The organism is Christiangramia sediminis (assembly GCF_020552705.1).
GTDB lineage: Bacteria > Bacteroidota > Bacteroidia > Flavobacteriales > Flavobacteriaceae > Christiangramia > Christiangramia sediminis.
The window spans coordinates 999,798-1,015,256 of record NZ_JAJBZG010000005.1 but is presented as its reverse complement, the minus strand read 5'-3'; the positions used below and the strand labels follow the sequence as shown (position 1 = coordinate 1,015,256).

11 protein-coding genes are annotated in these 15,459 nt (G+C 39.6%); all 11 read right to left on the bottom strand.

All coding sequences use genetic code 11. The features are described from left to right. Nucleotides 1–35 precede the first annotated feature (35 nt). The 11 genes from LGQ90_RS14075 to LGQ90_RS14025 all read right to left on the bottom strand — a co-directional run bounded on the left by LGQ90_RS14075 (nt 36) and on the right by LGQ90_RS14025 (nt 15,442). Nucleotides 36–758 (bottom strand): energy transducer TonB, encoded by a 723-nt coding sequence (locus LGQ90_RS14075; RefSeq protein WP_229341973.1) that lies wholly within the window; start codon nt 756–758, stop codon nt 36–38. Between the two features lie 109 nt (nt 759–867). Beyond that, on the bottom strand, nt 868–1,587 hold the full coding sequence (locus tag LGQ90_RS14070; protein ID WP_229341970.1) for an energy transducer TonB: 720 nt from the start codon (nt 1,585–1,587) through the stop codon (nt 868–870). Between the two features lie 120 nt (nt 1,588–1,707). Next, a complete protein-coding gene (locus tag LGQ90_RS14065) occupies nt 1,708–2,106 on the bottom strand; it encodes a VanZ family protein (protein ID WP_229341967.1) in 399 nt (132 codons plus the stop codon). Then, nucleotides 2,096–2,476 carry a glycine cleavage system protein GcvH gene (gene gcvH / locus LGQ90_RS14060; protein ID WP_229341965.1) on the bottom strand — a complete coding sequence of 127 codons (381 nt, stop codon included), beginning with the start codon at nt 2,474–2,476 and terminating at the stop codon, nt 2,096–2,098. Before gcvH ends, LGQ90_RS14065 begins: the two co-directional genes overlap by 11 nt. A gap of 61 nt (nt 2,477–2,537) precedes the next feature. Further along, nucleotides 2,538–9,695 carry a T9SS outer membrane translocon Sov/SprA gene (sov, locus tag LGQ90_RS14055; RefSeq protein ID WP_229341963.1) on the bottom strand — a complete coding sequence of 2,386 codons (7,158 nt, stop codon included), beginning with the start codon at nt 9,693–9,695 and terminating at the stop codon, nt 2,538–2,540. Nucleotides 9,696–9,700: 5 nt separating this feature from the next. Further along, on the bottom strand, nt 9,701–10,282 hold the full coding sequence (ruvA, locus tag LGQ90_RS14050; RefSeq protein ID WP_229341961.1) for a Holliday junction branch migration protein RuvA: 582 nt from the start codon (nt 10,280–10,282) through the stop codon (nt 9,701–9,703). An 89-nt stretch (nt 10,283–10,371) separates the two neighbouring features. Further along, a complete protein-coding gene (locus tag LGQ90_RS14045) occupies nt 10,372–12,660 on the bottom strand; it encodes an NADP-dependent malic enzyme (RefSeq protein ID WP_229341959.1) in 2,289 nt (762 codons plus the stop codon). Between the two features lie 120 nt (nt 12,661–12,780). Further along, entirely contained in the window at nt 12,781–13,389 is a 609-nt protein-coding gene (locus LGQ90_RS14040; protein ID WP_229341957.1) for a hypothetical protein, read from the bottom strand. Beyond that, a complete protein-coding gene (locus LGQ90_RS14035) occupies nt 13,373–13,861 on the bottom strand; it encodes an RNA polymerase sigma factor (protein ID WP_229341955.1) in 489 nt (162 codons plus the stop codon). Before LGQ90_RS14035 ends, LGQ90_RS14040 begins: the two co-directional genes overlap by 17 nt. A 66-nt stretch (nt 13,862–13,927) precedes the next feature. Continuing rightward, nucleotides 13,928–14,854: a tRNA epoxyqueuosine(34) reductase QueG gene (gene queG, locus LGQ90_RS14030; RefSeq protein WP_229341953.1), complete on the bottom strand. Its 927-nt coding sequence runs from the start codon at nt 14,852–14,854 to the stop codon at nt 13,928–13,930. 45 nt (nt 14,855–14,899) lie between these two features. Next, nucleotides 14,900–15,442 (bottom strand): hypothetical protein, encoded by a 543-nt coding sequence (locus LGQ90_RS14025; RefSeq protein WP_229341949.1) that lies wholly within the window; start codon nt 15,440–15,442, stop codon nt 14,900–14,902. Nucleotides 15,443–15,459: the final 17 nt, after the last annotated feature.

Genomic DNA, 15,459 nt, shown 5'->3' with positions numbered 1-15,459 from the left:
ATTGCCGGGATTTTTAAATATATCTCAAAAAATATCTAGTCCTGTACTTTAAAAGCAATTGGAAGAGAGTACATAACCCCAACCGGCTTACCACGCTGCTTACCTGGCTTCATCTTAGGCAAGCTGTTGATCACTCTCGCAGCTTCCTGCTCAAGTCTTGGGTGGGGAGCACGAGCTCTTACCTGACCAATATTTCCTTTTTCATCAATTCTAAACTGAACGATCACACGGTTAATCCCGCTAAGTCCAAGTTCTGCTCCAAGATCTGTATCGAACTCCTTGTTCACATACTTACTGATCTTTTCACTCATACATTTCTTACGCTCATTGTTGTTACTTAAGTTTTCACAACCCGGGAAAATTGGCACATCTTCAATAACCGCAAAAGGAACATCGGCTACTTCCTCCTCTACCGGAGCCTCAACAACTTCTTCCACTTCAACGATCTCATCAAGATTGGTTTCAGTAGATTCAATTTCATCCTCTTCAACATCCTCTTCATCTTCCACTACTTCAATAATTTCCGGTGCCGGTGGTGGTGGAGGAGGTGGTGGAGGTGTATTCTGCATTTCAGTAATTGGCACATCCTCTTCTTCAAGGGCGTCCATATTTACCTGTCCTATATCTATATTGTCAGGGTCATAAGTTTTCCACTCAATCGCCCTCCAGGTTATAAATAGAACTAAAATTAGACCAAGCTGAAGAAACAACGTTCTGTTTCTGTTCAAGTTAGCCTTCGGATTTTTCTTAGGTTCCATAATGCGTTATATTGTTAAGGGTTGCTAAAATAAAGATTTTTTCTAAAAAACTAAATTTATCTGGATAATAAGTCATTAAAACTACGGTAAATTTCTAAACCGGTCGTTATTATTCCTGAACTTTGAACCGAATAGGTATCGTATATGAAACAGAAACGGGCCTACCTCCCTGACGGCCAGGCTCCATTTCAGGCAATTCTCCTATTACTCTTCTGGCTTCTTTTTCAAGTTCCGGATGCGGAGCCCTGGTTTGAATTTGTTCTACCCTGCCGTTCTTATTTACAACAAACATAACAACCACAAGATTCGTACCAGTGAGACCAAGCTCAGCGCCTAATCCTGTATCAAATTCTCTATTTACAAAAGAATTAATTTTTGAGCTCATACACTGCTTGCGCTCCACATTATTCGTCAGGTCTTCACAGCCTGGAAAAATTGGTACATTCTCAATGAAATCATAAGGTACTTCAATATCTTCATCCGGTGCATCCGGCTCCACTATATCAGATGGCTCTGGTATATCCTCAATATCAATATCTGTAGGATTTACAACATCTTCTTTAATATCTGGATCATCCGGCACTTCTTCAATCACATCTGTAATTGTCTTTGGTGGCGGGGGAGGTGTTTTCTCCGGAATCACAGTGACGGGAACTGGTTCTTCCTCAAAATCATCTATACTCACTATCTGATCATCAAGCGATTTTTGATCATAGGTTTTCCACTGGAAAGCCTGGAGGGTTAAAAACAATACTAGAATAAGTCCAATTTGAAGAAAAAGGACCCATCTCCGACGAAGATCTACTTTCGGGTTTTTCTTAGGTTTCATCTGTTTAAGTTTAGTTGTTATTAACTATCAGATGTAATTTGCCATGGGTCATTTCAAGAATCAAGAAATACCATCATGGCTCATTTCATAAAAGTTTAGTTAATAAAGGTTATAATTTAGCTAGGCAACTTTCTGTTTTATCTTTTTCATCTTTGGCGCCAGGATGATAAAGAATAACACAGCCAGTACTACACCAGTAGAATTAGCCAGAACATCCCACCAATCGGGTGTCCTGTAACTGGTTAGGGTTCCCTGCAAAACCTCAATTAACATACCAAATATAAAACAAGCGAAAGCCACCCATAATAAATTAGAGGTATATCTCTTAAAATCAGAAGTTTGAAAAATAAAATATAGCTTCCACAAGAAAGCTAAAAACAAATATGCTCCGGCATGGAGCATTTTGTCTGTAGGATCAAAACCGCCTACACTCACTTTAAAGTCCATTACAATAAGAGAAAAATAAGTAATGGCACTGGTATAAATAAGCGCGGCAAATAAAAATATCTTAGCTACCAACTACTTCCTTATATTCATCTGCAGATAAAAGATCTTCCAGTTCTGAAGTATCTGAAAGTTTAATCTTTATCATCCATCCTTCACCGTAAGGATCTTCGTTTACTTTTTCAGGCTCATCTTCCAGGCTATCATTAAATTCAATGATCTCCCCTGAAAGAGGCATATATAGATCTGAAACAGTCTTTACCGCTTCAACAGTTCCAAAAACCTCTTCTTTTTCAAGAGTTTCATCAAGAGTTTCAACCTCAACGTATACGATATCCCCAAGTTCTCCCTGGGCAAAATCTGTAACTCCAATCGTTGCGGTGTCGCCTTCAATCTTAACCCACTCGTGGTCTTTAGTGTACTTTAATTCTTGTGGAATATTCATAGTTTAGTTTTATAGGATGGCAAAGTTAGTTTTTTAGCCGAAATGTTCAAATAAGGCTTCGTTAATTTCCAAAATTATATATTAGTGTAATCCCAGACCTTATCGTAGTTTGTGGAAATGCCGTAGAAACAGCATATTCCGAGAAGGTATGATCATAATAGAATCTTGCCGTAAGATTTCTGGTAAAGGCATAATCTGCCTTGAAATTAATGGACCAGATATCCTGACCGGAAATAGTTTGTGCATTTGCAAGATCAAGATATCTTACAATAGTTCGGTTCTTTCTATAAGAAACATCTGTCCTGAAATTAAGGTCACTACTAAGAACACGCCTCGTACCTCCAAGGGCGGTAGCGATCTTAAGATCTTTAATTCGGTAACCTAAGCCTAAGGTATATTCATTTCCGCTATACTCGGTTAATAGATTATTATCAAAGCTAAAGGCAAGCGACCTGTCTTTCTCCATCTCTGCCAGGATCTGAATATTGCCTTTGGTTTCAAAATCTACCCGCGCCAGCGGTGTAAACAGTTCGGTTAGGACCAGATTTGAAAAAAGTACAGGATTTTTAAAATCTCCGGCCTGGTTGACTTCCTGCGGATTGGCAGGATTGTAATCAAGATTGGTCTGGAATTGATTCAGCGTATAATCTGCCCGGTATCCATGATTAATAGAAAATCTTCTGAATTTATCTCTAAACCAGTCCAGTCGCATTAAGCCGGTATATTTAACATTCCAGTTGGGCATCGGAAAATCTCTGAATGCCCCTAATTTCACATCTCCTGCGTCCTTCCCTGAATAAGCAGCAATAAAAGCAGGCAATAACACGGCCTGGTTAGTTCTCCCTATCCCGCGAGGAAACCCGTCTTCTCCTACATCATTTGGATCAAGCCCTCTTTGTTCCGCTAATCTCCTGGCGATTTCCAACCTGTTTTCTCTAAAAGTTTCAAAGTTCTGAGAACTGGTTTCAGTGGAATTACTAAAAGAGGTTTTAATAAGCAGGGTTGAAATATTCAAATTCCCATATGTATAAGGCGTAAGAGATTGATATTCCATGGTATTTGGATCTACTTTATAATTTTCAGAATAATTCTCTGAGAAATTCTTTCTTCCTGTAAGCTCTATCGTTAGATCTGGCAGCAAACTTAAGCCGGCCTGATAATCTAATTGTTCATTCTTAAGCGCGGTATATTGCTGGTTGAAATTCTGAAATAAAGTAAGCCACCCTCTTTCCGCGGCGATATGCCGTATATCGTTTTGTAAACCGAAGGTGAAACCTGCTGTGGGCCTGAAAGTCCCCATGAAGCCAATACTTTCAGTATATCCGGGAAGAAAAATACCCCGGGTATTACGATAATTAACCTGGAATGTCTTTATCCCGGTCACAATATTCACAAACGTATTATAGCCCTTATTTCCTTTTGGTTCCGGTTTAGGCGCTTCTTCCTGTTCATCTGCTCCAGGTGGACCTAAAGTAGGTACCCCACGACTTCTCTCCTGAATGCTCTTGGCAGCACTTTCAGCCTTTTTCTCTACCAACCCAATATAATTATAAAGATCCTGCATATTTAAACTCGCATTGATCTGATGGGTATTGGAATTCTGTACGCTATTACCAATATTGGGAATATTTTCCAGTTGCTGATAAATTCTGGATCCACGTTGCCACTGAAAATCGCCAGTATAAGAGTAGGTTGCCTTTATAAAACGCAACACGGGAATCTTTTCAAAAGGCAACTGGTAGTTTACCTGAAGGGTCTGATAATGCAAATTTGGCTCTCCAACGTTGAAGAAATCGTCCCATAAACCAATACTGTCATCGGCAAAGCCTTCCTCGTCTATATAATTCCTTATAATTCTATTGTTACTGGCATTAAAGGAGAAACTTAAAGATCTTGTCAAATTATAATTCACTCCATATTGCCAGTCAAAAAGGTAGTTTCTTTGATACAAGGTAGGAATACGAATATCATCTGCACCCAACTCCAGGGATCTGAATTTTTGCTCGTTATACTGCCGGAAAATATTTGAACTGGCATTGATATTTGAAGGAAGGTAATTAATATTAAAATCCCTGAAAATTGCAAAATAATCACTGCTATCCAGAACGGCAATATTCTTTAAGGGTTCAACTCTTTTTTCCGGAAAATTAAATTCATAAGTCCCCCCTAGTCTTACACTTTTATCAACGCTTTCCTCCACTTCAAAATCACGATGATCCACCTGATTATAGGAAGTTGAAAAAACAAAATTCTCTATATCGTAAGGCATCGGAGTTTTCTCTCCAACTCGCTCTTTACGCAAGCCAATTACATTCACACTTTCCCTTTTGGTATAAGATTGAGACTGCTTTTCAACCCTGTCCCTTTCTTCAGGATCCTGAATATTTGCCAATCTTGTATCCAGCTCCACATCCAAAAACTCCTGATCGTATTTTGGAGTGATTAATTCTTCTCCCCTGCTATAATTTACCGGTACTTTTATCCCCCATTTCTTCGGAAGCAACTGTCCCATATTTACATTCGTAACAAAATCATATTGCTGAAGATCTTCCCGGCTACGTTGATTAGGCCCCTGCTCTATACTTCCAAACCCAATAGTACTCCTTCTTCCCGTGGCTGAAATATTAGCAAAATCTGCCAGGTTACTATCCATACTCACCACCCCGGCCCAGCCTCCTTCATTTTTAAGATCTGAAAGCCTTAATTCGTTAAACCACACTTCCCCGCAAAGATCTGTAACACCGTCTATACTGGTCCCGTTCTTAACCCCCACCATTAATAATCTTACATTCCCAAAACTGGGATTTCCTTTTACCCCCAGTCTTAAGCTACCCATATCATAAGGAGCTTCTGCATCTACAGGTTGCAACTCTTCCGTAAAATAATTCAGTTCAGTAGAATTCAAGGAAGGATCTCCTAATACCGCTGTTTTAATTTGCTGTAAAAGGTCGAGCTCCAGGTTCAATCGGTTTATTTCCGGCCAGATCTCTTCAGGAGTGGTGGCTCCAAAAAGCGTTGGTGAAAGAGGAATTTCAATTTGATAGAAGTTATCGGTAAAATCTGTTCCCATTCTTACAAATGCGACCAATTGTCCATCTTTTAAAGGCTGTTTATTTACAAGTGATTCCGCATGAAGAAACATTTCCAGGTTCTTGTACTGGCGCATATCAATCTGGAAATTCTTATAAACCGCTCTTGCATCCTGAGGTTCAAGATCACAGGTTCTTAACGAAAGTGACTGTTCATTTTGCCTGATATTAGAATTGCTTTGATAGAGTTCTTCCCTTACCACCCCCGGAGGAAGCACATAAGGAATAGGCTGCCTGTTCTCATTCTCTTCAATATTCACGGCATTGACTTCAAACAGCGTATTGGGGTTTTCAATTTGAGCCTGATCTTCGAACAGACTCTGATTATACCTCCTATAATCTCCTCTTACCAGGTCCATAGTTCCAAATCTGAGGATGGTTGGATCCTGAAAATCCGTAAGGAACATTCTTATAAACCTGATAGAACGAAAATCGGCAATTCCACCTATGGCATCTGTGGGTTCAAAGATTGGCACCTTAAATTGAAGCCATCTTACAGGAAGTTCCTGTCCATTTCTTAAAGTGGTGGTTAGCTCCTTAACATCGGTGATGTACTGGTTATTATCAATGTTCATTCCTTGGAAGAAAGGAACTTCATATTCAAAATAACTATTTATGGTATTCATCGTGTTGTCACGATTTATATCCTCGGTGGTGGGCAGGGTAGTATTTCCTCTATTCGTATCGGTAACCTGTGTTGGGGAGTTACCCTGAACCCCGTTGTAATTTCGGTAACGATCGAGAAGACTTCCTTCGGCATTTAGAAAATATTCATAATTATCTGCTGATGGATCTGGCAGACCCGCGAAATCTGGAAATTTAAGAGCTTCTTCAGCATCCAGGATTCCATCGAAACCGGCATCCTGCAAGGTTCTTGCTTCACCTTCAGTATCAAAAGCATACACCAGTGAATTATCTGCCGGCACCGCTCCAAAAGCAGTATTGATTATATTTGCCTCACCTTCCCCTTCTGGAAGACCGTTTTCATACTGTTTTCTACCATCCTTAAGTACATCTTCAGAAATATTACCAAGGTTGAATTTAATAGAACCACTGCTATTCCCAGAATTTTCCGGATAAATATAGGGATCCATTACCCAGAACTGAATATACTCCACATTAGACTGCTCAAAATTGGTGGTATTTACCGCACGCATAATTCCCCCGAAATTGCTGGCAGGATTTGGCAAATTATTAGAGCCCGTAGCAGCCGGATTATAATTATAAGGGCCACGTTCTTCAGGATTATATGCAACATCCATCGTATAAACTACCTGCGGTTGTCCCTGAACCACATCGGTATTAGGGAAAATTTCATTTAGTGATACCCGCCTGGCCGCATAGGTTGAAATGTCTGAATCACTGATCCCGTCCGGTCTACGGTTGCTATAGAAAATAGGATCTATGGTATACCAGGACATTTTAGCCCTTTTATATCCCACTCCAAGATCTCCGTTGGCGAGTTCTCCCCCAAACCCAATGGGTACACTGGAAAGTTCCCAGCTTAGGGGATTATTGATATCTATTGAAGTTTGGGCAGCCTCAAAATCATCTATATAAGTAGTGGCCTTTCCATCAAAATCGTTCGATGCCGGCGATCCTGGAAGCAAATATGCAAACTCCCCACGCACAGATACATTCGATTTTACATCGGTATCTATATTGGGCAGTTTATTTACCATTCTCGTTAAAAAAGGAACTTCGGTACTGTAATTTAAGTTTAAACCCAGAATCGTATTATTAATAGGCTCATAGCTATAATTAGCCTTTTGGGTTAAAGGGCGCTCTTTCAGATTTATAAAAGTACCGCCAATGAGGAAATTCTCATTGAATTGGTGTTCCACATTAATACCCGTGAATCGTTTGGTTTGCTGACCGAAAAGTGCATTATTTTCAGTATTTACCTGAATTGGAATATCCGAAGCTAGTAAAGCTTCATCAAGTATTTGCACCCTTCCCAATTCATAATTTACCACATAATCCACGCCTTCCTGAAGAATTCTTCCTCCTGCGGTAACCGTTACCGATCCCGGCGGCAGGTTAAACCCAATAGGAATACCTTCTACTTCCGCTGATTTATATCTTCCTTTTAATTGAAATTTGTTCTTGTCTGCCTCTTCCTGTTCTGCCTGAGTTTTAGTAGTTCTATACATCGCCCTGAAAACATAACGTTGCTGATTCTCGTTCCAGGTTTCAGGAATGCCATAATCTTCAGTTCCGCTATTAGGTGTATCATCAAGCTTGTCAAATAAATGACTACCGAATGGCTCTACGGTGGTAAAAATTATATTCCCATTTACAGGATCTATGGTAATTTGCGGAACATAATCAAAGAAACCATCTCCCCCGTTAATAGGATCATTATTTGAATTTAACTGGTCCAGTCTAAAGACGCGCAATAAAGGAATTTGCGCGACATCGTCGGGCAAAGTGGTTCCTTCCACCGGTTTTATATAATTAAGCGGCTGCGGATCTGTATAAAGAATATTCATTCTAAAATCCTGTCGCTCCAGTTGATACGCTCCAAGACTATAGATATTTTTCATCATCAAATCCCAGATCGGCTCATTTACATTGGTGATCGTACTTTTCAATAATTTCACCACCAGATTCTGGCTGGCTCTTGGGTTTGTTCCCGTATCTGGCACTTCTCCACCAGTAGTATCGTTGGTAGCGTTCACTCCATCATTCGCGAATTCCCCAACCTGATACACTTCTCCATTGATGGTATACTGAAAAGCAACTCCCAGGACCTCATCATTACTTAATCGCTGATTAAGGGAAATATATCCTAACTGAGTATTTACCGTATATTCAGAAGGTTTTAATTGCCGGGCATTTTCCAGCTTGGCATAATCTGTCCCTTCAGAAACTGTTACCGGCCCAAATCCCTGATCTACCGTGGCGATATCCCGAATAGCCTGAGTCAATACAGACTGCCCGGAACCGGTTATTCCGAAAGGATTGAAATCATTAACAGTATTATCGGGAAATGCCCCTGCTGGCTGATTGAAGAAACCGCCGGGAGGAGTATCTAATCCGATATTTCCGGGAACGTTCGTTTCCCCAAGATCCTGTATGGCTACAATATTACGGGTATCCTGAATGTTCTGAATATTATTGGTTCGGTTGGTTACCCATACCTGAATTCTTTTTATTTGAATATTGGTATTGATAAATGGATAATTCACCAGCGCTTCATCATAAGTATCCCGGAAATAATGTGCCAGGAAGAAGTGCCTGTCCTGATCATAATCCAAAGCGAACTTTTCAAAATCCTCCACCGTGGCTCCCCCTTCTACATTTACAGTTCTTCGCTCCGACTTCTGTTCAGAAAACACACCGGTAATCCTTGTTTTCCCGAACTGCAACTCGGTTTTAAAACCAAAAAGACTTTGTGCTCCCTGGATCAAAGCATTGTTCATGGCCATATTAACGTTACCAACCTCGATCTTTTGAACAATATCATCTTCATTTGGAGTATACTCCAGTTTTAACTGGTTTTGAAAATCGAAAGTAGATTCTGTATCATAATTAGCCGTTACCTGAAGTCTTTCCCCAATTTGCCCAAGCATACTAAGACTGATTCGCTGGTCGAAATCAAAAGAAAGATTTCGTTGATTCCTTGGTGAAAAAGCGGGGTTATCCTGTCTGGTATATAGTAGACCCAGATCCAGTTCTACCGAACCCTGAGGCACGATATTAATTTCAGAACCTCCAAATATGGTTTCAAAGAAATTACTGTTCACATAAAAATCTGGCAACAAATCCTTCTGTATATCTTCTGAACCTGCTTTTCTTCCGGTTAATGCATCATTTTTAAGCTTAAAATAATTACGCATTTCTTCCTGCAATACAAGCTCTTCAAACTCCTGCGGAGTTAAAACCAGCGGAAGCCCAAGATTGATTCTCCCCAGACTTTCTTTGTAGAAATAACGGTTAAGGATAGGGTCATACTCATATTTAGATTCGATACTTTCAGGATCTGGAAGACTTAACTGGCCGAGGACATAGCCGGTTCTAGTGGTATCCTGCGGCGTCTCCTGCGCTACAGCATCCACTGAAAATACCAGTAATATCAGGAAAGTTAGGCGTACCGGTACAGACAATTTCAGGTAATTGTTCCTCAATTTACTTACAGCTTTTTAAGAGCCATTTTTATAATAGATTCTACGGTAGATTCGGGATCTTCTTTAAGTATCTTTTCTACAACTTTGCCTGCCTGGCGTCTGTTATAACCTAAGATCTCTAAAGCAGATAACGCTTCTTCTTTGTTAGTATTGCTTTGAGATACAAAAACTTCGTCATCGCCTAAGACTTTTAGCACCTTATCTTTAAGATCTAAAATTACCCGTTGTGCAGTTTTTGCTCCTATTCCTTTTACGCTTTGAATGGTGGGTACATCCCCGGTAGCTATCGCTTCAGTAACTTCGCCCGGCTGAAGTGATGATAACATCATTCTAGCAGTACTTGTTCCCACCCCTGAAACCGATATTAATAACCTGAATATTTCTCTTTCAGATTTTTCTGCAAAACCATACAAAGTATGCGAGTCTTCCTTTACCTGAAGATGCGTATACAAACTCACTGCTTCAGAATCTGGAATCAATGAAAAAGTATGAAGCGAAATATTTACGAAATATCCAATTCCATTGCATTCAATAACAATATAGGTTGGATTTTTTTCAATTAACTGCCCCTTTAAATGATGAATCATGAAAAAAACTTGTGTTCAATCTCAAATGTAGTAAAATAATTCCTGCCCCCACCCCTCCGAAAGAGGGGAGTTTTATTCAGGCTATAGAACTATTTTTTTGCTCGTTTTTCTTTCTCCTGTGCGTCTACCACGGCAACTGCTGCCATATTTACCATTTCTTCCACACTTGCTCCAAGCTGTAAGATATGTACAGGTTTCTTCATTCCCATCATAATAGGCCCTATGGAATCTACATTATTGAGTTCTTTGATTAGTTTATAAGTGCTGTTTGCAGAGTCCAGATCGGGATAAATAAGCGTATTTACCTTTTTTCCTGCCAGTTTTGAAAATGGAAATTTACTCTGAAGCATTTCGCGATTCAAGGCAAAATCTACCTGAAGCTCTCCATCAACATTTAATTCGGGATGGAATCTATGCAAGTAAGAAACCGCGTCTTTCACTTTTTTGGCTCTTGGATCTTTTGAAGAACCAAAATTCGCGTAAGAGATCATCGCGATCACCGGCTCCATCCCAAATAATTGCACGGTACGTGCGGTCATTTGAGCGATCTTGGCCAGATCTTTTGCCGGCGGATCTATATTTATAGAGGTATCACTAATAAAAATAGGTCCTCTGGAAGTATTCATCACGTTGGTTGCTGCCACCCTGGAAACTCCTTTGGCCATCCCTATAAGCTCCAGCATTGGTTTTACTACTGTTGGATAGGCACGGGAATATCCGGAAAGTAAAGCATCTGCATCACCTTCATTTACCATCATGGCTGCAAAATAATTACGCTCGCGCATCAACTTTTCGGCATCATATTTTGTTACCCCACTGCGGTGTCTTGTTTCCCAGTACTTATAAGCGTAATTTTTTCTATGTTCTTCTTCTTCGTCTGATTTAGGATCTATTATAGAAACATTATCTTCCTCAAAATCAATCTCTGCCATTAACTCTTTAATAACTTCACGTCTACCAAGCAGAATAGGAATTCCAACACCCTCATCTCTAACAATCTGAGCGGCTTTTAAAACATCCAGGTGATCTGCTTCCGCAAAAACAATGCGTTTAGGATTGGTTTTAGCCCGGTTTATGAGTAAACGGGTAATTTTATTTTCATTCCCCATCCGTTCAAGAAGCTCTTCCTCATATTTATCCCAGTCCTGGATACCCTGTCTGGCCACACCACTATCCATCGCTGCTTTGGCCACTGCAGGTGGCACTTTTGCAATTAATCGAGGATCGAATGGTTTTGGAATAATATAGTCAGGTCCAAAATTAAGGCGGGTTTCTCCATAGGCGATATTTACCTGTTCCGGCACGGCTTCCTTGGCAAGTTCAGCTAAAGCTTTTACTGCCGCTTTCTTCATTTCTTCATTGATCTTGGTTGCCCTAACATCTAAGGCTCCACGGAAAATAAAAGGAAACCCAAGCACATTATTCACCTGGTTAGGATGATCGCTTCGGCCGGTAGCCATAATGATATCTTTACGGGTATCCATCGCTAGCTGATAATCTATCTCGGGATTTGGATTTGCCATAGCGAAGACAATAGGTCTTTTAGCCATGCTTTTCAACATTTCCGGGGAAACGATATCGGCAATGGAAAGTCCTACAAAAACATCGGCATTCTTCATTGCCTCATCCAGGGTATCAATTTTTCTGGCAGTAGCAAATTCGGCTTTTTCTTCGGAAAGATTGGGACGGTCTTTTCTAATAACGCCTTTACTGTCTAACATGACAATATTTTCGGCTTTCGCACCAAAGGCTTTGTAAAGCTTGGTACAGGAAACTGCTGCCGCTCCCGCGCCACTGATAACGATCTTTACTTTTTCGATCTTCTTTTTAGCCAGTTCCAGCGCATTCAATAATGCCGCCGCTGAAATAATAGCCGTTCCATGCTGGTCATCGTGCATTACCGGAATATCCAGTTCAGCTTTTAGTCGTCGTTCGATCTCAAAAGCTTCTGGCGCCTTGATATCTTCCAGGTTGATCCCTCCAAAAGTAGGAGCGATATTCTTAACTGTTTCAATGAATTTATCTACATCTTTGGTATCTACTTCAATATCAAAAACATCGATATCGGCAAAAATCTTAAATAAAAGACCTTTTCCCTCCATCACTGGTTTGGAGGCTTCGGGACCAATATCACCCAGTCCCAGGACTGCGGTTCCGTTGGAAATTACCGCGACAAGATTTCCCTTTGTGGTATATTTATATGCGTTCTCTTTATCTTTTTCTATTTCCAGACAGGGCTCTGCAACGCCGGGAGAATATGCCAGAGAAAGATCTCTTTGGGTAGCATATTTTTTGGTAGGTACAACTTCAATTTTCCCCGGCTTCGGTTTTGCGTGGTAAACCAATGCCTCTCTTCTCTTTCTGGAAGTGTTACTCATAATCTATTTTTTTATCGGCTGAGTAACAAAGGTAGTAAGCTTTAGTTTTTTCAGGTATATAAAAACCAAATACTTTTTGATGAATTATAGCCAGAAATGAAGCCTAAATTAATATTTAAGCTAGTTTTTCATTAATTCCTGCATATCTGAAATAATATCTTCCAGCCTTGTCATCAATTTTGCGTAGATAATATGAGTGCTTAATCTATAACTTAATATTCCCATCCCGGAAAGCATCAATGAAACTCCAAGAACAATTACCAATTGCATCATCAAATTTAGACTTGTAAAATCTATCATTAACGGAGTTCCTTCAAAATACATAAGATAAGCCGGAACTATTAATAGTGGAAGACCAATCCCGAGCAATCTGATATAGAATTTCTTTAAGTCCTTTAGTTTAGATCTATACTCCAGCAGATATTCGTATGTATTTGAACTAATCGACAATTGATTTAGTTTTCTAAGATTTCTGCGGTTTAACATAAACAGAGAAAATATTAGTACACCTATATAGATTCCCAGTAAAACTTTTCCAATAAATACGAATATCAGCAAAAGTAAGACCCCTATTGGAATAAGGCTCATATTATCCTTTTTAGAGGCGGATCTCATCTTATCGATGATTAATTTGGATTTTGTTTGATACAGATTGCTGATTACGGGTACTGACAAACTTTCCTGGGCTTTAAAACCTTCTTTCCAAATATTTTCAATAGATCTTTCCATCGAGTAATGTTTTTAGTTTTTTCTTAATTCGGGTAATTTTTACTCCTATATTATTAGGAGATAATCCAATGATTTCTGCAATTTCCTGATAGGATTTCTCTTCCAGATAAAGAAGAATTATTGCTCTATCTGTTTCAGAAAGTTCTTTTATAGCCTGGTAAAGGATTTTTAGTGCTTCGTCGTTAAAAGGATTCACGGTATGCTCATCCTCCACATCGGGTAGTACAATACTGTTCTTATTTACTTTTTTATCTTTTCTAAGTAAAGAGAGCGAAACGTTTAAAGAAATTCGGTATACCCAGGTAGACCATTTAGAATCACCCTTAAAATTATCCCGGCTTTTCCATAACTGAAGACAGACCTCCTGATAGTAATCCTGAAAATCTTCTTCATTATCTGTATATGCCCGGCAAATCTTAATGATAATACCGGCATAAGGTAAAATGAACTGCGTATAGAAATCTTTACTCAAACCTGCTTTTACCTGTTTAGTGATAGAAAGATCAAATTATTACAGTTTCTGAAAAAAAATTCGAAATTAATCTTTTAGAAAGCTGATGTTTCTTTTCAGGCCTTCGAATTTGGTCCTTTTTACAGCAGATTTCCGGAATATCTCATTGAAAGTTTCCCTGGTGATCTCTTCCCAGTCTTTTTTCTCATTTTCCAAAAGATCGGAATGCGGATTAAAAAGTGGTTCGTTATGAGGTTTTGAAAAGCGGTTCCAGGGACACACATCCTGACATACATCACAGCCAAACATCCAGTCATCAAACTGGTTTTTCATAGAATCTGGTAATTCATCTTTCAGTTCTATCGTGAAGTAAGAAATACATTTACTCCCATCTACTTTGTAAGGTTCTACGATCGCATTGGTGGGACATGCATCGATACAGGCTGTGCAACTTCCGCAGTGATCGGTCACCGGGGTGTCGTATTCGAGATCAAGATCTACAATGAGTTCAGCAATAAAATAGAAAGACCCGGTTTGCTTGGAAAGCAAATTGGAGTGTTTTCCAATCCAGCCGAGGCCACTTTTTGCCGCCCAGGCCTTATCCAGCACCGGCGCAGAATCTACAAAAGCACGGCCATGAAAATCGCCAATTTCATCCTGCAGGGTGGAAAGCAACTGCTTCAATTTATCCTTGATCACAAAATGATAATCTCTACCATAAGCATATTTACTGATCTTGTATGAATTCTTATTCTGAAAATCTTGAGGATAATAATTAAGCAGAAGAGAAATAACCGATTTCGATCCTGGAACCAGCCTGGTGGGATCAAGCCGCTTATCGAAATAGTTTTCCATATAACGCATTTCCCCATGCATATTCTGTTTTAGCCAGTTTTCTAAACGGGGTGCTTCTTCTTCAAGAAATTCAGCTTTGGAAATTCCGCAAGACAAAAAGCCGAGGCGTTTAGCTTCGGCTTTAATAAGTTCTGAATATTTACCAGCTGTTGTTTTCAAAATATGGAATTTTGAACAGCTAATTTAAAGATTTAAAACTGGAGATTATTGTAATGCAGGATTAAATGGTGCAAAAACACCTGCTTCATTTTCTAGTCCTACCCATGCATGTAATGTCCATCCTCCAGCGGCACAATTTAAATGCCAGTGATCCTGGTCCCCCAAAAAACCATCAGACGGCGGCGTATAATTTAATTCGGGATCACAACCTTCCACGGGAATTAAATATTCAGCAGCTACAAACTGCATCACACCATTTTCATCCGGATGATATACCAGGATCTCTGGTTTTAAAATTTCAAAGTTCATATCCACATATTCCAGTTTCGCATAATGCACTCCCATCCCGGGAACCAAAGGGCTTACTGGAATGTATCCCTGATCAACGGCAACATTAAAATTGTGAAATCGCCTCATGGCTTTAGTAAGCATTTCCAGCTGGTCATGGACGCTTTCGGCTTTCTCGATCTTAAAATCATAAGTCTCCAAAACCTCTTCTTCTAACTTATCATTACTACAGGATAAGGCTGAAAACATTAAAATAAAAATCAAGGCTGGTTTGATGAATTGTGAAACAGTTTTTTTCATTTTTATATAATTAGATG